General features: G+C 35.1%; 21 protein-coding genes. 13 read left to right on the top strand and 8 right to left on the bottom strand.

The annotated features are described in order from the left end of the window. The first annotated feature begins 82 nt into the window (after positions 1 to 82). Positions 83 to 1,948, top strand: a complete 1,866-nt coding sequence (locus BW983_RS20775; protein WP_076553713.1) for a M1 family metallopeptidase — start codon at positions 83 to 85, stop codon at positions 1,946 to 1,948. Between the two features lie 35 nt (positions 1,949 to 1,983). Here the strand turns inward: BW983_RS20775 and BW983_RS20770 are convergent, their stop codons facing one another. From BW983_RS20770 to clpB, 8 genes are all read right to left on the bottom strand, one after another. After that, a complete protein-coding gene (locus BW983_RS20770; protein WP_076553712.1) occupies positions 1,984 to 3,369 on the bottom strand; it encodes a phosphatase PAP2 family protein in 1,386 nt (461 codons plus the stop codon). Positions 3,370 to 3,465: 96 nt separating this feature from the next. Then, a complete protein-coding gene (locus BW983_RS20765) occupies positions 3,466 to 4,482 on the bottom strand; it encodes a zinc metalloprotease (protein WP_076553711.1) in 1,017 nt (338 codons plus the stop codon). A gap of 249 nt (positions 4,483 to 4,731) precedes the next feature. Continuing rightward, positions 4,732 to 5,373, bottom strand: a complete 642-nt coding sequence (locus tag BW983_RS20760; RefSeq protein ID WP_076553710.1) for a response regulator transcription factor — start codon at positions 5,371 to 5,373, stop codon at positions 4,732 to 4,734. After that, on the bottom strand, positions 5,370 to 6,026 hold the full coding sequence (locus BW983_RS20755) for a sensor histidine kinase (protein ID WP_228409050.1): 657 nt from the start codon (positions 6,024 to 6,026) through the stop codon (positions 5,370 to 5,372). Before BW983_RS20755 ends, BW983_RS20760 begins: the two co-directional genes overlap by 4 nt. Positions 6,027 to 6,133: 107 nt before the next feature. Then, positions 6,134 to 6,781, bottom strand: a complete 648-nt coding sequence (locus BW983_RS20750) for a hypothetical protein (RefSeq protein WP_076553708.1) — start codon at positions 6,779 to 6,781, stop codon at positions 6,134 to 6,136. Positions 6,782 to 6,801: 20 nt separating this feature from the next. Beyond that, positions 6,802 to 7,338, bottom strand: a complete 537-nt coding sequence (locus tag BW983_RS20745; RefSeq protein ID WP_076553707.1) for a hypothetical protein — start codon at positions 7,336 to 7,338, stop codon at positions 6,802 to 6,804. Between the two features lie 189 nt (positions 7,339 to 7,527). Further along, on the bottom strand, positions 7,528 to 8,532 hold the full coding sequence (locus BW983_RS20740) for a zinc metalloprotease (protein ID WP_076553706.1): 1,005 nt from the start codon (positions 8,530 to 8,532) through the stop codon (positions 7,528 to 7,530). Between the two features lie 198 nt (positions 8,533 to 8,730). Beyond that, complete coding sequence (clpB, locus tag BW983_RS20735) at positions 8,731 to 11,325, bottom strand: ATP-dependent chaperone ClpB (protein ID WP_076553705.1); 2,595 nt, start codon at positions 11,323 to 11,325, stop codon at positions 8,731 to 8,733. Positions 11,326 to 11,717: 392 nt separating this feature from the next. Here clpB and BW983_RS20730 point away from each other — a divergent pair, with 392 nt between their 5' ends. The 12 genes from BW983_RS20730 to BW983_RS20675 all read left to right on the top strand — a co-directional run bounded on the left by BW983_RS20730 (position 11,718) and on the right by BW983_RS20675 (position 21,230). Then, on the top strand, positions 11,718 to 12,293 hold the full coding sequence (locus tag BW983_RS20730; RefSeq protein ID WP_076553704.1) for a TetR/AcrR family transcriptional regulator: 576 nt from the start codon (positions 11,718 to 11,720) through the stop codon (positions 12,291 to 12,293). Positions 12,294 to 12,507: 214 nt separating this feature from the next. Continuing rightward, complete coding sequence (locus BW983_RS20725; protein ID WP_076553703.1) at positions 12,508 to 13,824, top strand: phenylacetate--CoA ligase family protein; 1,317 nt, start codon at positions 12,508 to 12,510, stop codon at positions 13,822 to 13,824. Further along, complete coding sequence (locus BW983_RS20720) at positions 13,824 to 14,909, top strand: 2Fe-2S iron-sulfur cluster-binding protein (RefSeq protein ID WP_076553702.1); 1,086 nt, start codon at positions 13,824 to 13,826, stop codon at positions 14,907 to 14,909. Before BW983_RS20725 ends, BW983_RS20720 begins: the two co-directional genes overlap by 1 nt. Positions 14,910 to 15,022: 113 nt before the next feature. Next, entirely contained in the window at positions 15,023 to 15,961 is a 939-nt protein-coding gene (gene paaA, locus BW983_RS20715) for a 1,2-phenylacetyl-CoA epoxidase subunit PaaA (RefSeq protein WP_045501831.1), read from the top strand. 123 nt (positions 15,962 to 16,084) lie between these two features. Beyond that, complete coding sequence (paaB, locus tag BW983_RS20710; protein WP_002981782.1) at positions 16,085 to 16,366, top strand: 1,2-phenylacetyl-CoA epoxidase subunit PaaB; 282 nt, start codon at positions 16,085 to 16,087, stop codon at positions 16,364 to 16,366. A gap of 135 nt (positions 16,367 to 16,501) precedes the next feature. Next, complete coding sequence (gene paaC / locus BW983_RS20705; protein WP_076553701.1) at positions 16,502 to 17,251, top strand: 1,2-phenylacetyl-CoA epoxidase subunit PaaC; 750 nt, start codon at positions 16,502 to 16,504, stop codon at positions 17,249 to 17,251. Positions 17,252 to 17,450: 199 nt separating this feature from the next. Then, positions 17,451 to 17,888: a 1,2-phenylacetyl-CoA epoxidase subunit PaaD gene (gene paaD / locus BW983_RS20700; RefSeq protein WP_076553751.1), complete on the top strand. Its 438-nt coding sequence runs from the start codon at positions 17,451 to 17,453 to the stop codon at positions 17,886 to 17,888. A gap of 157 nt (positions 17,889 to 18,045) precedes the next feature. Further along, positions 18,046 to 18,846: an enoyl-CoA hydratase/isomerase family protein gene (locus BW983_RS20695; protein ID WP_076553700.1), complete on the top strand. Its 801-nt coding sequence runs from the start codon at positions 18,046 to 18,048 to the stop codon at positions 18,844 to 18,846. Between the two features lie 36 nt (positions 18,847 to 18,882). Next, on the top strand, positions 18,883 to 19,236 hold the full coding sequence (locus BW983_RS20690) for a four helix bundle protein (RefSeq protein WP_076553699.1): 354 nt from the start codon (positions 18,883 to 18,885) through the stop codon (positions 19,234 to 19,236). A 40-nt stretch (positions 19,237 to 19,276) separates the two neighbouring features. Further along, the gene (locus BW983_RS20685) at positions 19,277 to 20,407 is read left to right on the top strand and encodes a 3-hydroxyacyl-CoA dehydrogenase NAD-binding domain-containing protein (RefSeq protein ID WP_076553698.1); all 1,131 of its coding nucleotides are present in this window, start codon (positions 19,277 to 19,279) and stop codon (positions 20,405 to 20,407) included. 92 nt (positions 20,408 to 20,499) lie between these two features. After that, positions 20,500 to 20,814 (top strand): hypothetical protein, encoded by a 315-nt coding sequence (locus BW983_RS20680; RefSeq protein ID WP_076553697.1) that lies wholly within the window; start codon positions 20,500 to 20,502, stop codon positions 20,812 to 20,814. A 2-nt stretch (positions 20,815 to 20,816) separates the two neighbouring features. Further along, positions 20,817 to 21,230: a PaaI family thioesterase gene (locus tag BW983_RS20675; protein WP_076553696.1), complete on the top strand. Its 414-nt coding sequence runs from the start codon at positions 20,817 to 20,819 to the stop codon at positions 21,228 to 21,230. The last annotated feature ends 55 nt before the right edge of the window (positions 21,231 to 21,285 follow it).

The following is a 21,285-nucleotide window of genomic DNA, read 5'->3' as shown; positions in this document are numbered from 1 at the left end:
GTAAAACATTATTATAAAAGAAATTACTGCTTCATGTCACATTTTCCCTATTTTTGATACCTATCTTTAAAAAGAGATCGTTATGAAGAGAATTTTTTCCGGAATGCTGATGGTTGTTTCATTGCTGCAACTTTCCGCTCAGGAATTGTATATGCCGAGAAATATTAAAAAAGCTTTCGAAAAAGGAACGCGAGATGTCTCCGGAGCACCCGGTAAAAACTATTGGCAGAATAAAGGAGTTTACAATGTAGAGGTAAAAGTAGATGCCAATACAAAAATAGTTTCCGGAAAAGAAACAATTGTTTACACAAATAACAGTCCGGATAATCTTAATGAACTGGCAATACGATTTGTAAATAACCTGCACAAGCCAGAGTCGCCAAGATCAGGAGGAGTTTCCAAAGATTTCTTATCCTCAGGACTTAAGATTAAATCATTTATTGTAAATGGCGAAAAGTACGACATCGATAGTGATGACTGGGGAACAGTAGAAAAAGTAAAATTAAAATCTGCTTTAAAGTCAAAATCAAAAGCTGAGGTTAAAATAGAGTGGGAATATCCGCTTTCAGTACAGAGTGGAAGAGAAGGACAGATTGATCCGGATACTTTTTATGTAGCGTATTCTTTCCCTAGAATTTCTGTTTATGATGATTACAACGGATGGGATATGCTTCTTCATTCCGACAGACAGGAATTTTATAATGATTTTAATGACTATAGTTTTGCTATTACAGCACCTAAAAATTATGTAGTATGGGCAACTGGAGATTTCCTGAACCCGGAAGCAGTGCTTCAACCGGAATATCTGAAAAGATATAAAGCTTCATTAAAGAGTGATAAACTAATGCATATTGCCACAGAGCAAGAAATGAAGTCCGGGAAAGTAACCAAGCAGAATAAATGGAATGTATGGAAATTCAAAGCCAGTCACATTACAGATTTCTGTTTTGCAATGAGTAACCATTATGTTTGGGATGCAGCCAGTGTGCAGCTTAAAACCAAACGAGCCAGTGTACAGGCAGGATATAAAGCAGGAGCAAAAGATTTTGAACATTATGTAGACTGGATGCGTTATAACCTGGATTGGTTTTCTAAAAACTGGCCCGGTGTAGAATATCCTTATAATGTAATGACGGCTATTCAGGGATATGCTGATATGGAGTATCCGATGATGATCAATGATACAAGCATTCCTGATGATCTTCAGGATGCAAGGCTTACGGCAGATCACGAGATTGCACATACTTATTTCCCTTTCTATATGGGAATCAATGAAACAAGATATGCTTTCATGGATGAAGGATGGGCGACAACACTTGAATATTTGATCGGAATTGATGAAAACGGAGAAGAAGCGGCTAAAAATTTCTATAAAAATTTCCGTATTAAAAAATGGATCAATGATGCTTCATCAGAGCAGGATCAGCCTATCATTACGATGAGTACGCAGGTAAGTGGTTCTGGGTATGGAAGTAATTCTTACGTGAAATCTTCTTTATCTTATCTTGCTTTGAAGGATTATTTAGGAGACGATTTATTCAAAAAAGCATTACATCATTATATGGACAACTGGAATGGAAAACATCCGGTTCCATGGGACTATTTCAACTCTATGAATACAGGTTCAGGAAAAAATCTGAACTGGTTTTTCCACAATTGGTTTTACACCAATAATTATATTGATTTAAAGGTAGCCGGAGCATCACAAATGAATGATCTGCTTACTGTAAATGTTACCAATGTAGGTGGGTTTGCCATTCCTTTTGATGCTGTATTATCTTATGAAGACGGAGCTACGGAGAAAATTCATTTTTCACCTTCTGTCTGGGAAAAAGATCAGAAACTGACAGATCTTGTAATTCCTATAAAGAAAAAAGTAAAATCTGTAAAGCTGGATGGAGATATTTTCATGGATTACACTCCGGAAGACAACAATAAAACACTATAAAAATAAAAGCCTTCACAATTGAAGGCTTTCTTATTTTAAAAATAGGCAGTTAATCTCAGTCCTAATGTAATGTAATTGATCTTTTCTTTAGCAATCAGGTGATTGAGTTCCTGATCTAATTCCTCACTTTCCTTAATGTCATCACTGAAAGAATAACGGATAGTAGAATTGATCTGGTTATAATCGGTATAAAAAGTAAGCCCTAATCCCGGATTGAATTTATACGTCATAGAAGCTCCTGTATTCCAGCGAAAGCCAGGTTTAGGTTTATATCTTGCTATTTGAAGCTCATGATTGGGAGCGTCTATCCCGTCTCCTTTTACAAACACTTTTCCACTTGCTGTTGCTGAATATCCTGCAGTTGCTTTTAAAGTAAGCTGCCATTTATCAGAAAATTCATGAGAGAAATAAGGTCCTATACCAGCTCCCAGAAAGCCCATAGACTGGGTTTTAATAGTGTGTTCACCAAAATCCTGATCATCATCGAAGGTTATTCTTTGAGCTTTAATAGGAAAGCTGCTGAAGGAGACATCTGCACCTACACCCCATTTCTTTGAAAAGAAATAGGCTCCTTCCAATCCACCCTCAAAACCTATCTGTTTTTTATCATCCAGTTCAGATTCCTTAAGAAAATTGGTGGTACCCAATGCTGTTCCCATCTTTAGAGAAAGGAAAGAAGGATAGTCATTTCCTTCAATCTTTGACAGAAGACTCAGGTTATCACCTTTGTTCTTATAAATTTTATCTATAAAGAAATATCCCAGCTCTGTTGATATGATCCCGATTCCTGCTCCGGCAAGAATATCAGGAACCCAATGTCTGTTATTTAAATTTCTTCCCAGTCCGGTAAGCGTCGCAGAACCATATCCTGCAATACTATACGCTGGATTTACCATTCCGTATTCTTTGTGTAAAAAGCTTGCATTGGTAAAAGCCATTGCGGCATGACCTGAAGGAAAAGAATTGTTTTTAGAACCATCCGGACGTTCTACTTTGGATGTGTATTTAATGGAATTAACTAAAATTCCCATGATAGCTAAGCTTGTTGCATAAGAAAGAGTTGCTCTTCCAAGATTATTTCTCCCTTTTACTCCAGCCAGTTTTAATCCGTAAACCGTTATGGCAGGAGCATATTGAAGATAATCATCATATTTCATTTTGAAATTGGGAAGATATCTGTTTCTTACCTCACGGATGTTTTCTTTCTCACCCCATGTAGCGGCTGCGGCAGCAAAAAGTATGGTAGGAGCTACAGATTTTTTTACCCAATCTTTCTTAAAAAAAGAAGCTTGTTCCTTAGTTTGAAAATTTGGATTAATCAAAGCAAGATCCTCTTTTAAATTTCTAGACTGAATGGTATCCTGAGCTTTGTAACTGTATAAATTTAATAATATCCCTGCTGCTAGGGCTAGTTTTTTCATCGTTGTGATTATCAAATTAAAATCGCGTAAAAGTATAAAAAAATTCCATCCCTGATTCGGGATGGAATTAAAATAATATTAAATTATGCTGTTTTATTAGTAAACTCTTAATCCAGATCTTGCCCCGGAAGCTGAAGTTACAGATTGCATTTTTGTTTTTTGTCCCGCACTGAACATATACAACGATTTATCATCAGAATAATCCATATAGTTCATAAACATTACAGATCTTTTTACCCCATAGCATGTATTATATAATGGATAGCTAGGGTTTCCTGTATTGGCAGTTGTCTGAGTAGGAGTATCTGCAATTAAATCATCACCACAATTAGCATCTCCCCAAATATGTCTAAGACCTAAATAGTGACCCACTTCGTGAGTGGCAGTTCTTCCTAAATTAAATGGTGCAGAAGCTCCTGTTTTTCCAAAGTAAGGTGCAGCAATTACGACACCGTCTTTCCATGTACCTGCGCTTTCAGGGAAAGTAGCATATCCAAGAATACTTCCTTGAGTATCAGGCATACTTCCTACAACCCAAATGTTGAAATAATTAGTAGGATTTGTTGCGTCAATACCGCCTGTAGAAGCTTTCTTCATGGTATTGTTTGCTCTGTCAGTTGAAGTCCATGATGTCTTTGTAGTAGATTTTCTTATCGTATTTACCAATCTGAATCTGACTTTTACATCACCAGCTTTTACACCTTGGAACTCAGTAGGGATTAGAGAAGCATCACTGTTAGTACCTCCATAGTCAGCATTCAGAATAGCAATTTGTTCAGCAATTCTGGCATCAGATACATTCTGAGCTGTTGTTTTATAGATTACATTTACAACTACCGGAATTTCAACAGTTCCGTCTGCTAGAACTTTTCCAACTGCAAGATTATTAGCAAATTGTTTTGCGTTAGCTTCAATTTGTTCTGCTTTTTGTCTAAGGGCAGGATCTTTTTGGAATTCATCCTGTCTCATCTGTTCTGACGGGCAGATTCTTTTTGAAGCTACTGCTGAAGAAATTTCCTGTTCAGGCTGTACTTCGTTTTGAGAGTTTACACTGTCATTGGTACATGCAGACATTAGACCCAGAGCAAGGGCTCCAAATAATACTCTTTTCATATCTTTTTTTTAAATGGTTTGAGGATGTGAAATTATATTATTCGAAATTAATATCCAAATTATTTTCTAATTTATTTAAATTATTCCTATTTAATCAGTGTTTTAATTGTGTTTTAGTTAAATAATTAGCGATTGTATTGAATTTTAATTATATTTTAAATTTATGTTTTTATTTTTTATTTTTTTTCAATTTCAAGTGAATAATTATTATTTAAAATATTCTTTTTGATAAAAATTTTACACTTAAGTTTAATTAGCAAAACCATTTTTAATTGCAAAAACAGCCAGCCCAACACGTGTTTTCAGATCAAGTTTTTCACATAATTGGTCACGATAGCTTTCCACTGTTCTTGGACTACAGCACATTCGGTCTGCAATTTCCTTATAGCTTAGTTCCGTAACAGTATATTTTAGGAACTCTTTTTCACGATCCGAAATTTTTACAGTAATTTCAGAATCACTCTCTTTATTAAGATTGGTAAATATGATTTTTGATGCCCATTCAGGATAGAAAAACCCGTCGGAATTTAACCTCGTAAGTGCAGTCTCAAGATCTTTTGGATGTGTATTTTTTAGTAGATAACCTTTTGCTCCGCTTTTGATCATCTTAATCACACTGTTGTCATCTCCCTGCATGCTGAGCGCCATTACTTTGATATCAGGGTGATTTTTGGTAAGCCAGGTTGCAGTTTCAAAACCATCCATTACAGGCATACTGATATCCAGCAGAATAATATCTGGAATTGTATTCCCCTCTTCAAGTTTTTGGATGAGGTCTTTACCGTTTTCACAAACATATATAACTTCAAACTCACTGAAGTTTCCAATAATCCCTTCAAGGGCTTTAGCAATAAGGATATGATCGTCAACAATTACAATTGTTTTTTTCATGACTGTTTTTTTAAGGTGATACTGACTTGGGTACCTGTATTTTTTTCACTTTCAAGACTAAAATCGGCACCAATGATTTTTGCTCTGTTCTTCATATTGGTAAGACCAATACCGTTGGATTTTGTATTGTTTGTATCAAATCCGGCTCCATCATCACGAATTTTCAGTTCCCAAAGGATATGTTCAGAAGTATTTAAACTGATGAAAATATTCTTGCAATGAGAGTGTTTTATACTATTCTGAATGAATTCCTGAGTAATTCTGAGTAGTAGGTTTTTATGAACAAAACTCAGGTCAAGCTGATCAAAATTATGTTCAAAACTTACAAGACATTTCTTTAATGAATTGGTATTATCAACCTCTTCCTGAATCAAAGTTACAATTTCCTTCTGGCTGATATTATCATCCGTCAATGTTTTTGAAAGACTTCGCAAGTCCTGTAAAGACTGATTAATGATCTGTGAAACCTGATCAATTCTTTCAACAGCTTCGGGAACCTTGTTCTCATAAAGCATTTGTTGAACATATAGACTTACTAATGTCAGTTTTTGACCAATATTATCATGAAGTTCACGTCCGATCTGCTGCATAGTTGCTTGCTGGATTTCCAGTTGGGTAGACAGAAGTTCTCTCTGATGAAGTTCGTTTTTCATCTCAATTTCATTCAAATATTCTTTTTTTCGCTGTCTGTAATTCCGGATATAAATAAATACTGCGATTACAAACATCAAAAAAAAGATGTTGAACGAAATAAAGGTTATTAAGAGTTCTGTTTTCCCCATATCAATGCACTTGCAAATAAAATATACATAACTGCTCCTGAAACCTGGAAATATATGAAATAAATATCCCATATTTCCATGTATTTGTAAAGAAGAGAGTTAAATGTCATGAACGGAAGATTAGCAATATAAAAAAGCGTTACTCCCAGGTTAATATAAAACATTTTGTTTTTGCTGAAATTGAGAATCTCAGATGAATTAACCTGTTTATAATATTCCATAATGACGAGAGCCATTAAGAATAGACAGCCTATATTGTAATTGAAAGAAAAGATAGTTTTTTTTTCCGGGAAAAAAAGCGCCCTGAGAACATAGGTCAAGAGATATGCTCCGGTCATAATATAGAATAGTTTCGTTTTCTTTAAAGATTCTTTTGCGTATAGCCAATAAAAAAATATAAACTGTAATGGAATCACAAAGTAATTATAAAAAAGTATTCTGTCTATTCTAAGTTGCTCTTCACCCCATTTTACAGATGATTCGCAGAGGAAAATAATAACAAGATAAATTGCCAGATATTTCCAGGGTGTTTTTTTTACACGGTTATAATAAATTATAGAGACTAAAGCTGCAATAGCTTCACCTCCATACATGATTGAAGAAAAAATTTTTTGAATCTCAGTCATATTGTGTTCAGAAATGGTAATTAATAAGCTTCACCAATGATAGGTGATGGAGGAACAAGTGTGCCGCTATTTTCACCAAGGTTTCCGTCGTCATAGCTCGGTCCTGAACCTCCACGGGCTGCCATAGCTATAGATCTGCTTTCATCGGATTGAATAGGATTGAAATCAAAATCATGTAATTCACCTTCCGCATTCTTTCCTTTCATTGTAGGAATCATAACAAGGGTATGTTTTTCCGAATACTCCTGTGGAACAGGGTGGGTATTCATAATATCCCAATTATCAATTTTTGGGTAAGCTGCATAATAAAATCTGATTCCCAGATCTTCCTGAGTATGCTGAGGGTTTGCTTTAGCAGCTTCCTGCTCTATTAAAGCAATGAAGTTTTTCAGTTTAGGAAGATCAAACCAAATAGAATGAGCATCCTGTATTCCCAATGAATCATTAATGGCACTCAAGTGATTGGTACGGTAATTTTCAATAAGGGTTTTTATCAATTCATTTGACATTGACCCTGATCTTGGAAGATCGTTTTCGTTAGTAGATTCTGTATTCATAACTTAGTTTTATATTGGAAATATCCATATTTCGGCAAATTTCGTAAAAAAATATATTAATGAATAAGGAATTATACTGTTATTTTTACCGTGTTTTTACGGATTGTGTATAAAAATAAAAAGTCCGTATCAAAATGATAACGGACTCATGTATATTCTTATGATCTTTTTATTGGTAAAAGATCTTATTTATAGTATTCTTAAACCTGCTCTAGGTCCGGAAGCTGAAATAGCAGCCTGCATTCTGTCGTTTTGTTGTTTTGTAAACATGAATAGAGTAGTTTCGTCAGAATAATCCATATAGTTCATGAACATTACAGAACGTGATACGCCACCACATGTTTCATATTTTGGATAGGTAGGAACGCCTCTGTGTAAAGTAATCTGCTGAGGCGTATCATTCACAAAATCATTTCCGCAGTTGGCATCTCCCCAGATATGTCTCAGATTAAGGTAATGTCCTACTTCATGTACAGTAACTCTTCCTTTGTTGTGAGTAGCGATAGGTCCGCCTGCTCCCACATATTCATCCATCATCGCTACACCATCATTCCAAAGACCGGCATCTTCAGGAAAAGTGGCATATCCTAGAACGTATCCTGTGGAGTAAGGCATATAGTTTACCACCCAAATGTTCAGATATTTTGATGGATCTGTAGCATTCATACCTCCTGTGGTTGTGCTTTTCATCTTATCATCCGGAGCCCAGTTGGCTTTTGTTGTTGATTTTCTGTTGATTGCCGCCAATCTGAATTTTATTTTAGTATCACCAGCATTTACCGGTTTAAATTCTGCAGGTATACTTGAAACATCTGCATGACTTGACGCAAATGCTTTGTTCAGAACATCAATTTGAGAGTTTATTCTCGCATCTGAAACATTACTGGTAGCATTGCTATATAAGACGTTGAAAATGACAGGAATTTCAATACTGCCATCTGCCAGCACTTTTCCCATCTTTTTTTGTTCAATGAAATTGTTTGTTTGGTTTTCTATCTGAAGCATTCGCTGCATGGCGGCTGGATCTTCAGCAAGACGTTGCTGTCTGAGAATGTCTGAACCACAAAGAGCAGTCTTATTGTTTGCAATGTCTGCCTGTTCTGCGTTTGTGTTTTCAGGGGTTACATTTTCTGTTTCGTTGTTGTTACAAGAGATAAAAAGAGTGATAACAACTCCTAAAATTGCTTTTTTCATATGTGAATATTTTTTGGTTTAGAAAACTAAATTAAAACTTTTTCTCATACAATATTTCAAAAAACAGTGAAATTTTTTTATGTTAAATTGGTTGTGGATTATTTTGATAGTGATTGATACATAATAAAATAAGTGCCGCAGATCTCTCTACAGCACTTATCTACAAAAATTAATGTATATGAAAAAAACTATTTATATTTATTGTTCAGTAGGGCGGAATACCAATCCGGTTTCTACAAAATAATCCAGTGTAATTCTGTCCCCATCGTTTACATTTCCTGCAAGGATTTCTTTTGACAGCTTGTTTAATACTTCCTGCTGAATGACTCTTTTTAAAGGTCTTGCTCCGAATGCCGGATCATAGCCTTTATCCATCAGATAATCTACTGCATCCTGAGTGAAAGTCATAATGATATTTCTTTTAGCAAGCATTTCATTGAATCCTCTCAATTGATACTGAACGATTTTTCCGATTTCTTTTTTTCTTAAAGGTTGGAACAATACGATCTCATCAATTCTGTTCAGGAATTCCGGACGTAAAGTTTGTTTCAATAAGTCGAAAACTTCATCTTTCGTTTTATCCACAATCTCATCCTGATTTTCTTCAGTTAAATTTTCAAAATTCTCCTGAATCATATGTGAACCTAAATTCGAAGTCATAATAATGATGGAATTTTTGAAATTCACCACTCGACCCTTATTATCTGTCAAACGTCCATCATCCAAAACCTGTAATAAAGTGTTGAAAACATCCGGGTGTGCTTTTTCAATCTCATCTAACAGAACTACAGAATAAGGTCTTCTTCTTACAGCTTCAGTCAATTGCCCACCTTCATCATATCCTACATATCCCGGAGGCGCACCTACCAATCTTGAAACACTATGACGTTCCTGATATTCACTCATATCAATTCTTGTCATATTATTTTCATCATCAAACAGGAACTCTGCCAAGGCTTTTGCAAGCTCAGTTTTACCAACACCGGTAGTTCCTAAGAAAAGAAATGACCCGATTGGTTTTTTATCATCACTCAATCCCGCTCTGTTTCTTCTGATAGCATCAGCTACAGCTTCAATCGCTTCATCTTGTCCTACAACTCTATGGTGAAGTTCAGCTTCAAGATTTAATAATTTATCTCTTTCAGATTGTAATAACTTGGTTACAGGAATACCTGTCCATTTTGCAATCACTTCAGAGATATTTTCAGAAGTTACTTCCTCTTTGATCAGCTCATTCTGATGGTTTTGCATTTCCAGCTCAACTTTGGCAAGCTCATCTTCTTTTTCACGAAGTTTCCCATATTGGATTTCCGCTACTTTTGCATAATCTCCAGCTCTGGAAGCTCTTTCCGCTTCTAATTTCAGAGATTCAATATCTTTTTTGATCTGCGTAAGATCTTCACTTTTCTGCTTTTCTTTCAACCATTTGGCATTGATCTCGTTTCTCTGCTCGGAAATCTTCGAAATATCTTCTTTTAAATGATCTATTTTAGTTTGGTTGCCCTCTCTTGAAATAGCAGCCAGCTCAATTTCCAACTGCATTAATTTTCTGTCTAAAACATCAAGCTCTTCCGGTTTAGAATTGATTTCCATTCTCAGTTTTGCAGATGCTTCATCAATAAGGTCAATCGCTTTATCCGGTAAAAATCGGTCTGAAATATATCTTTGAGACATTTCCACGGCAGCAATAATTGCTTCATCTTTAATTCTTACCTTGTGGTGAGCTTCATATTTATCTTTTATTCCACGAAGAATGGAGATTGCAGATTCAGTATCTGGTTCTTCCACCATTACTTTCTGAAAACGTCTTTCTAATGCTTTATCTTTTTCAAAATACTTTTGGTATTCATTCAAAGTAGTTGCTCCAATAGCTCTTAATTCACCTCTGGCAAGAGCTGGTTTTAAAATGTTGGCAGCATCCATTGCTCCTTCACCACCTCCGGCACCTACTAAAGTGTGGATCTCATCAATGAAAAGAATGATCTGTCCATCAGATTTGCTGACTTCATTCACTACTGATTTCAGACGCTCTTCAAATTCACCTTTGTATTTTGCTCCAGCGATCAAAGCACCCATATCCAATGAATATAATGTCTTGTCCACTAGATTTTCAGGAACATCACCGCTAATGATTCTATGAGCGATTCCTTCAGCAATAGCCGTTTTACCTACACCCGGTTCCCCAATAAGGATAGGGTTATTTTTTGTTCTTCTGGAAAGAATCTGTAATACTCTTCTGATCTCTTCATCACGCCCGATTACAGGATCCAGCTTTCCTTCAGCTGCTAACTCGTTGAAGTTTTTAGCATATTTATTTAAGGATTGATAAGTTTCTTCTGAACTTGCCGAAGTAGCTTTACTCCCTTTTCTTAATTCTTTAATAGCTCCTTCCAATAATTTCTTGGTTACGCCCATGTCTTTCAACATCTGAGAAACCTCAGAATTTGTTTCAATAAGAGATAACCATAAATGTTCAATCGTTACATATTCATCGCCCATTTTTTTTGCGATGTTGGGAGCATCCAACAAAACTTTATTTGCTGATTGTGAAAGATAAATGTTTCCTCCCTGTACTTTAGGAAGTTTTTCTAAATTTTCACGGTTTCGCTCTCTTACTAAATTGGCATCTGCTTCAGATTTCTTTAATAAGAAAGGCGATATATTTTCATCCACTTGGAAAATTCCTTCCAGAAGATGTTGAGGTTCGATACTTTGATTGCCAAATTCCATTGCAACCTGTTGAGCTGCCTGGATGGCTTCTTGTGATTTTACAGTATATTGGTTTAAGTTCATATTTTATATATTTTTTGGTAATGATTCGTTTAAAGTTTAGTTCTAAAAAACATCAAGAAACTGAATTTTAAGGCTCAGCTTCTTAATGCCTATCAATTATTTAATCATTTAATCGATGACTATATCGCAAAAACTGTTCAATTATTAAATTTACAAAAAATATGGACAAAATTTCCGGATTATGTATTTTTAACGTAAAATTAACTTGACAAAATTTCCGAATCTTTAATTTTTGATTGGAAATTCATGAACAAATCGTCATATCACACAAATCGACGGATGAATAAAACCTTAAAATCGAACTAATCATTAGTCGTTTTAAATCTTTAATCTTATTTATTATCAAAAAACCAGCAGTTTAAATCAGAATAACTACTTTTGCATTTTTACAGATGGAACTTAAAGAAAAACAAAAGAGAATATTAGACGTAGCAGTAGAACTTTTCAAAGAGAAAGGCTATATGGGAAGTTCTGTAAGGGACCTTGCTACGAAACTTAATATCAAAGCAGCATCATTATATGCACACATCCGTTCAAAGGAAGAAATTCTGGAGTGGATTTGTTTCGGTATTGCTCAGGAGTTTTTCGATGAGCTTCAGGAAGTAAAGAATACACATATTGCTCCAAGAGAAAAGTTGAATTTGTTTTTGGATAAACATTTATCAGTTGTACTTAAAAATAGAGATGTTACACATATTTATTCTATAGAATGGAGGCATCTTGAGGAAAAGCTTCCCGAATTTATAGAGCTGAGAAAAAATTATCAGCAGGAAGTTGAAACATTAATCTCCGAAATTTATCAGGCTGAAAACTGGGATTTGAAATCTCCGTCTTTCACAACAAGATTCATTCTTCATACCTTAAACAATTCTTATTTCTGGTTTAAAAGAAATAGTGATTCGAAAGATGATATCACTGAGGAAATTAGAGATAAGATACTTTATGGGCTTTTAGGAAACCAAAATTAATAATTTATCTTTTGTCGTTCTGACGAAAGAAGAATTTCAAAAAAACTTTTTTTGACTCTTACATTGTGTTCAAAAATTTTGTGACTTCGTGGTAAATAAGCAAAAATTGCAAGTTTGCTATTTAGAATCGTTCAAAATATGACGAAAATCATAAAAATTTTGCCAGCTTCCAAAATCTTTTTAAATTTACACCTAACAAATGTTAGTTAGTTTTATGGATTTTTCAGTTGAATATCTGGAGCTGGGTCAGTTGAGACAGCTTCAATCTGACCGATTGACCAATCTGATTGGTTATCTCGGAGAGAAGTCAGAGTTTTATAAAAGAAAGTTTGATGAATTGCAAATATCTCCACAAGATATAAGGTCGGTTGAGGATATTACGAAGCTTCCTATTACTTACAAACAGGATTTAAGAGATAATTACCCATTTGGTTTATTTACCGTTCCGAAAAATGAGCTTCAGAGAATTCACTGTTCAAGCGGAACTACAGGAAAACCAACAGTGGTAGGGTATACTAAAGAAGATGTAGATCTTTTCAGTGAAGTAGTGGCAAGGTCATTAAACGCTGCTGGTGCCAAACCGGGAATGCAATTGCATAATGCTTACGGTTACGGGATTTTCACAGGAGGACTAGGACTTCATTACGGAGCTGAAATGTTAGGAATGAGTGTTCTTCCGATTTCCGGAGGAATGACAGTAAGACAGGTAGATCTGATCATGGATTTTAAGCCGGAAGTGATCTGTTGTTCGCCATCTTATGCCTTAACAATTGCTGATGAGTTTGCTAACAGAGGAATTTCTGCTGATGAGATAAGCCTGAAATATGCAGTGTTGGGATCAGAACCATGGACAGAAATTATCAGAGGTCATATTGAAGAAAGGCTGGGAGTTCATGCAACCAATATTTATGGTTTAAGTGAAATTATCGGTCCTGGAGTTTCTATGGAAGATTTTGAGGAAAAAGGAGGTTCATATATCTGGGAAGATCATTTTTATCCTGAAATCTTAGATCCTATTACCAAACAGCCGGTTCCTTTTGGGGAAGAAGGTGTATTAGTGATTACCACTTTAACGAAAAAAGCCATGCCGCTTCTGCGTTATTGGACCAATGATATTACAAGCCTTTATTACGATGAAAATGCCAAAAGAACTATGGTGAAAATGAAACCAATTGTGGGCAGAGCAGATGATATGCTGATTGTAAGAGGGGTAAATGTCTATCCAAGTCAGATTGAAGATGCTTTTTCACATGTAAAAGGAGTGGTTCCTAATTATTATTTAACTCCTATTGAGAAGGAGCATATGTGTGTGGCATTAGATATTGACATTGAAATCGATGATGAGCTGGTAAAAGCTCAAAAAATAGAAGCAAATACCGATGATTATTTTAATTTTGTCGGAAGCTTCGGGAAAAATATAGAAAACGAAATAAAAAAGAGGGTAGGCGTCACTACAAAAGTGAAAGTGCATGCCCAGGACAGTTTGCCGAAGTGCGAAGGTGGAAAAATTAATAGAATACTAAAAAAATAATGAATTCATTTTATAAACTTAAAACTGTAAAGGTTCAGAAGGATACTTCAGACGCTGTGAATGTAGCGGTGGAAATTCCTGAAGAGCTGAAAGACAAGTTCAGGTTCAAACAAGGACAATACCTTAATTTTCGTATGATGATCAACGGAAATGAGGAAAGACGTTCTTACTCTATCTGTAATGCTCCAAGTGAAAAGAGCAATACACTGGAAGTTTTGGTGAAATTGCTTGAAAACGGAAAAGTTTCAGGATATTTCAATGAGCATCTTCATATGGATGAAATGTTGGAAGTAATGCCTCCAATGGGTGGTTTCAATACTTCTTATCACCCGACTAACGTAAAAACATATGTTGGTCTGGCTGCAGGAAGCGGAATCACTCCGGTATTATCCAATATCAAAGAAAGTCTTTATCAGGAACCTAACAGTAATGCTTACTTGTTCTATAGTAACAGAAGCATGGAGCATGTTTTGAGAAAAGCTGAAATTGACAAGTTAGTAGAACAGTTCAACGGAAGGCTTAAAGTGATTTATCTGGTAAGTCGTGAAAAGCATGTAGATCCGGTTTTTGAAGGAAGAATTTCTCCTGAGAAATTAGATCAGTTGTTTGAAAGATATACTGAGATTGATGTAAAAGAATCTACATATTTTATCTGCGGTCCTTCAGAAATGATTAAAGGAATTGCAGATTATTTAAAGAAAGATAAAAAAGTACCAGCTATACAGGTTTTATTTGAATACTTCACGGCTCCTGACGAAGAAAATACGGAGGAAATGAGTGATGAATTCAAAGCGATTGCCAATATTGAAAGTATGGTAACGGTAATTATTGATGATGATGAATATTCATTTCACCTTAATTCCAAAAAAGAGAGTATCTTAGATAAAGCATTGAAAGACAATCTTCCTGTGCCTTTTGCATGTAAAGGAGGAGTTTGTTGTACGTGTAAAGCGGAAGTTTTGGAAGGAGAAGTTTTCATGGAGAAAAACTACGCGCTTACCGAAGACGAAGTGGCAAGAGGCTACGTTCTTACCTGTCAATGTCACCCGACAACGAATGTGGTGATGCTTAATTATGATGTTTAATTCAATTTGAAAATGCGCTAATTTGGAGATTTGAAAATGGGTAATCGTTTATTCTCAGTTTCTCTAAATAATTTTCAAATTAACTAATTCTCAAATTCTCAAATTAAAAGATTATGGACTTAGAAAAATTTGTTCAATACGTTCACGAAGAAAATAAAGTAGAACCGAAAGATGTAATGCCAGATGATTACAGAAAACTTTTGGTTCGTCAGATTTCACAGCACGCCCATTCTGAAATTGTAGGAATGCTACCGGAAGCCAATTGGATTTCCAGAGCACCTTCATTAAGAAGAAAAATGGCGCTTTTAGCTAAAGTTCAGGATGAAGCAGGACATGGTTTATACCTTTATTCTGCAACAGAAACATTAGGAGACGGAAGCATCAGGGCAGACAGAGATGCTACTTATGATGATATGCTGGAAGGAAAAGCGAAATACTCAAGTATCTTTAATTATCCCACATTAAGCTGGGCTGATATTGGTGCAATCGGCTGGCTGGTTGATGGTGCAGCTATTATGAACCAGGTTATGTTGATGGGGAATTCTTATGGACCTTACTCAAGAGCGATGGTAAAGATTTGTAAAGAAGAATCTTTCCACCAAAGACAAGGATATGAAATCTTAATGGCTCTTTGTCGTGGTACGAAACAGCAGAAAGAAATGGCTCAAGCTTCATTAAACCGTTTCTGGTGGCCTGCTTTAATGATGTTTGGACCTAACGATGACAGCTCGCCAAACTCTAAAATCTCTATGAATTACAGAGTAAAAAGAGAAAGTAATGACAGTCTTCGTCAAAGGTTTATCGATGTTACCGTTTCTCAGGCTGAATTCTTAGGATTAACCATTCCGGATAAAGATCTGAAATGGAATGAGGAAAGACAACATTATGATTTCGGAGAACTTCCTTGGGGTGAGTTCATGGAAATCTTAAAAGGAAACGGACCTTGCAATAAAAAGCGTATCGAGACTAAGAGAAAGGCTCAAAGAGAAAATTCCTGGGTAAAAGAAGCTGCAATTGCTTTTGCAGAGAAACAACAAAAAGAAGTTATATAATTTGAAAATGTGCCAATTTGAAAATTTGAAATGAAATTAACAATGTTAAATAATTCTCAAATTTTCAATTAAGACGATCAATCAATTTTCAAATCAACCAATTTTCAAATTTTCAAATTAATTATGGCAAATTTAGATATGTGGGAAGTGTTTATTCAGACTAAACCGGGATTATCTCACAAACACGTTGGAATAGTACAGGCGCCAACAGCAGAAATGGCTTTACAGAACGCAAGAGACGTTTATACAAGAAGAAAAGAAGGAACTTCTGTTTGGGTAGTTCCAAGTAAATATATTGTGACTTCGGAAGGAGTAGATAAAGAAGCATTCTTTGATCCGGCTGATGATAAACTATATCGTCATCCTACGTTCTATGAAATTCCAAACGACGTAAAAAATATGTAGATTAATAATTTGAAAATGTACTAATTTGAAAATTTGAAAATGACCTTAACCACGTTAATTATTCTCAAACTTTCAATTCAGGTAATCAATCAATTTTCAAATTAACTAATTCTCAAATTTTCAAATTAAAAAATAATGAACCCATTATATAATTATTTATTAAAACTAGCAGACGACAGTTTCATTATGGGACAGCGTTTGTCTGCATGGTGCGGTGAAGGTCCTTATTTAGAGGAAGATATTGCATTAACGAATATTGCGTTGGATGAACTTGGACAGGCTAATAACTTTTATGTGTATGCTTCAAGAGTAATCGACAATGGTAAAAGCGAAGATGATATCGCCTTCTTAAGATACGAGCACGAATATGTAAACGCACACTGGACAGAACTTCCCAATGAAGATTATGCTCAGACGATTCTAAAGGTTTATGTTTTTTCTGTGTATCAGAAATTGATGTACGAAGCGTTGTCAAATTCGGCTAATGAGGAATTATCGGCAATTGCTCAAAAATCATTAAAAGAAGTAAGATATCACTATACTCACGCTGCATCCTGGATGAAAATTTTTGCTCAGGGAACAGAAGAAAGCCGTACACGTTTAGAAAGGGCTATTGAAGATATCTGGGAATATACAAAAGGACTTTTTGCAAAATCAGAAGGTGAAGATGATCTGGTTGCTCTAAATATTGTTCCGAATGCTGATGAGTTGTATAAAGAATTTGTGGCTGTAACGGAGAAAGATTTCCAAAGCTTTGGATTAGAATATCCAGCGAATCCATTTATGCAGCCTAAATCAAGAACAGGATATCATACAGAGTATTTCGGATTTATCCTTTGTGAACTTCAATATATGCAGCGAGCGTATCCGGGTTGTACTTGGTAAATTTTGGAATGTAACAATCTAGCAATTTATCAATGTAACAATCTTAAAATCGAGATATTGACAAACTGCTTTTTGTTGACTTTGCTAAGTGAAACGCCTTTGCGAGCTTAAAAACATTTAGCTTTCAAAAAAATCTTAGCGCATTTTGCGTTTAAAAAATTAGAAAAAAAGATTGAAAAATCCTTTAGAAATATTAGAAATGGTTCCCGATCCGGAAATTCCGGTGATCAACATTGTGGAGCTGGGAATTGTAAGAGAGGCACAGATTACAGGTGAAAATTCTTGTGAAGTGACAATTACTCCTACCTATTCAGCATGTCCTGCAATGTTTACCATCGAAGAAGATATCATAAAGATCATGAAGGAAAACGGATGGGAAGCCAAAGTAGTCACCAAAATGTTTCCAATTTGGACAACAGATTGGTTGACCGATGAAGCGAGAGAAAAACTTCGTGTTTACGGAATTACACCTCCCGAAAAAGGAGCAGATGAACATCACATCGGAAAACCGAAAAAATGTCCACGCTGTGGTTCTGAGCACACCAAACAGATCAGCAGATTTGGGTCTACTTTGTGTAAGGCGTCTTATCAGTGCCTGGATTGTCTGGAACCTTTTGATTATTTTAAATGCCACTAAAATGAACATAACAATAAATCAAAGTATCAGTTTATCCATAAGGTTTACGGACTATGCAAAACATAACGATGATAGGGCTATATTGTTAAATTGTTAGACGGTTACATTGATTAATATTGTTAAATTAGTGCATTGTTAAATATAAAATACAAAAACTATGTATACACAACTCGATATTGAATCGCATTTTGACGGAAAGCTAAAAATTGCTTATCTGAATCAACCTGAAACTATGAATGCCCTTACGAAGCCTGCTTTGGCAGATTTAAGAGACTTCGTTAAAGAGTGCAGTAATGATGAGACGGTAAGATGCGTTGCCATTTCCGGAAGAGGAAGAGCTTTTTGTTCAGGACAGAATCTTGATGAAGCTTTCGTAGTAGGTAAAGAACACCATGATAATGATATCATCAGAAAAATAGTGGTGGATTACTACAATCCTTTGGTAATGGAAGTTACACGTTGTAAGAAACCCGTTATTGCATTGGTAAATGGTCCGGCTGTAGGAGCGGGAGCAATGCTGGCTTTAATTTCTGATTTCGTGTTAGCTCATGAAAAAGCTTACTTTGCTCAGGCGTTTTCAAATATCGGTTTGATTCCAGATACAGGAGGTACATATTTCTTACCGAAGCTTTTAGGTAGACAATTGGCGAATTATTTAGCGTTTACAGGAAAGAAATTATCTGCTGAAGAATCTAAGTCTTATGGACTTGTTGCAGAAGTTTTCAGTGATGAAGAATTCTTACCAAAATCAATGGAAATTCTTGAAAGAATGGCAAACATGCCAACTGCAGCGATTAAGCTTACGAAAAAAGCATTCGCAAGTTCTTATACAAACACTTTAAAAGAACAACTTGAGTTAGAAGGAGACCTACAACAGGAAGCAGCAGAAACAGCAGATTTCATTGAAGGAGTAAATGCCTTTTTACAAAAAAGAAAACCTAATTATAAAGGAAAATAAATCAATTTGAGAATGGGTTAATTTGAGAATTTGAAAATGAGAAATGACAAAGAAAATATTATTGTAAATAAAACATTTGAGTTTGCATTAAACATTATAGAATTTTCAGAAGGACTATATAGGATTAATAAATTTTCACTAGCGAATCAGATTTTTAAATCAGGTACATCAATTGGAGCGAATGTAAAGGAAGCTCAGAATGCTGAAAGTAAGGCAGATTTTATCCATAAAATAAAAATTGCAGCTAAAGAAGCAGATGAAACTGAGTATTGGCTTTTATTATGTTTAAAGTCTCCACATTTGAATTCACCGGAAGAAAAATTGCTTTTAGATTTAAAAGAAATAGTATTAATTCTGTCTAAAATTATTTCAACGTCAAAAATTAAATAATTTTCAAATTAACCCATTCTCAAATTTTCAAATTAAAATTATGAATATTGGAATTATTGGTGCAGGAACCATGGGCGTAGGAATTGCTCAGGTAGCTGCAACAGCAGGATGCAAGGTCGTTTTATTCGATGCTAATGCTCCACAAATAGATAAAGCACTTGCAGGTTTAGAGAAAACGCTTCAGAAATTAACTGAAAAAGGTAAAATCTCTCAGGAAAAAGCAACAGAAATAAGAAGCAATATCGTTAAAGGTGAAGTATTGCAGGATTTAAAAGATTCTGATTTAGTTATCGAAGCGATCATTGAAAATAAAGAAATTAAGACCAAAGTTTTTACAGAACTTGAAATCTATGTTTCTGAAGACTGTATCATCGGTTCCAATACCTCATCCATTTCTATCACCTCTCTTGGTGCAGAATTAAAGAAACCGGAGCGTTTCATCGGAATTCACTTTTTCAATCCGGCTCCATTGATGCCTTTAGTGGAAGTCATTCCATCCTTATTAACAGAAAAAACATTAGCAGAAAAAATTTATAACCTCATGAAAGAATGGGGTAAAATGCCTGTGATTGCTAAAGATATCCCAGGATTTATTGTCAACAGAATTGCCCGTCCGTATTATGGAGAGGCGCTAAGAATTGTTGAAGAAAATATTGCTACACCTGAACAGGTAGATGATGCAATGAAAACCCTTGGAAACTTCAAAATGGGACCTTTTGAATTGATGGATCTTATTGGAGTGGATGTGAATTTTGCTGTAACAACAACAGTTTACAAAGATTATTTCTATGACCCTAAATATAAGCCATCTTTACTTCAGCAGAGAATGTCTGAAGCCAAACTTCATGGCAGAAAAATAGGAAGAGGGTTCTACGATTACAGTGAAGGGGCTGTAAAACCTGAAGCACAGAAAGACGATGCTCTTTATCAGCAGATCTTTTTAAGAATCATTTCTATGTTGATCAATGAAGCCGTGGAAGCTAAAAGATTAGGTGTTGCCAATGACGAGGATATTGAACTGGCAATGCAGAAAGGCGTAAACTATCCAAAAGGATTGTTGTCTTGGGGAAATGAAATCGGGTATTCAAAAATCTCCGAAACTCTACAGAATCTTTACGAAGAATATCAGGAAGAAAGGTACAGACAAAGTCCTTTGCTGAGAAAATTATAATAAAATGTACCAATGTATCAGTTTACCAATATCTGACTTACAAAATATTTTACTGGTACACTGCTAGATTGTTATATTGCTACATTAATAAAATGAATATAGAAGAATTCAGAGCTGAATTAGAAACAAGGCTTGCTATTGAAAAGCAGTATTTAACTGAGAGAGCTTCTTCCACGGATAGTAATGTAAGACTTGAATTACTGGGAGAGTTTAATGAAAAATACAGAATGCTGATCAATAGATTAGCCAATGAAAATGGAATTGACTTAAATGCATTGTATGAAGAGGAAAACTGTTCTGCCAATTCTGACCCCCAACTTTCATATGAACAGGTAATTCTCGGTAAAACCATGAGTATTTATGATAAATTATCTGATGAATTATATGAAGAAATAACAAACATATAGAAATGAATCCAAGACAAGTTGCAGATTATATGTTCGATCAGGATTATTTTTCCCAATGGATGAATATCAAAATGATTGAAGTTAAAGAAAACTATTGCCTGATAGAAATGCCTATCAAAAAAGATATGATAAATGGGCTTAAAACCGTTCATGGAGGGGTAACGTTTGCTTTTGCTGACTCCGCATTGGCATTCTCATCCAACAACTCAGGAGACGCAGCGGTAGCTTTAAACTGTATCATCAATTTTACCAAAGCCGGAAAGGAAGGTGATATTTTCAGAGCAGAAAGTATTTTGGTCAATGACACAAGAAAAACAGCTGTTTATGATATTAAAATTACCAATCAAAACGAAGAACTGATCGCAAAATTTGTAGGAACAGTATATAAAATAGGAAAGAAAGTAACAGAATTATAAAATAAGATAAAAGACATCAGATGTCAGATATTAGATTTTGAAAATGTCTGTTATC

It is taken from the genome of Chryseobacterium ureilyticum, assembly GCF_900156735.1.
GTDB classification, from domain to species: domain Bacteria; phylum Bacteroidota; class Bacteroidia; order Flavobacteriales; family Weeksellaceae; genus Chryseobacterium; species Chryseobacterium ureilyticum.
The sequence above is the reverse complement of the archived record's forward strand: the minus strand, read 5'-3'. Positions and strand labels throughout refer to the sequence as shown.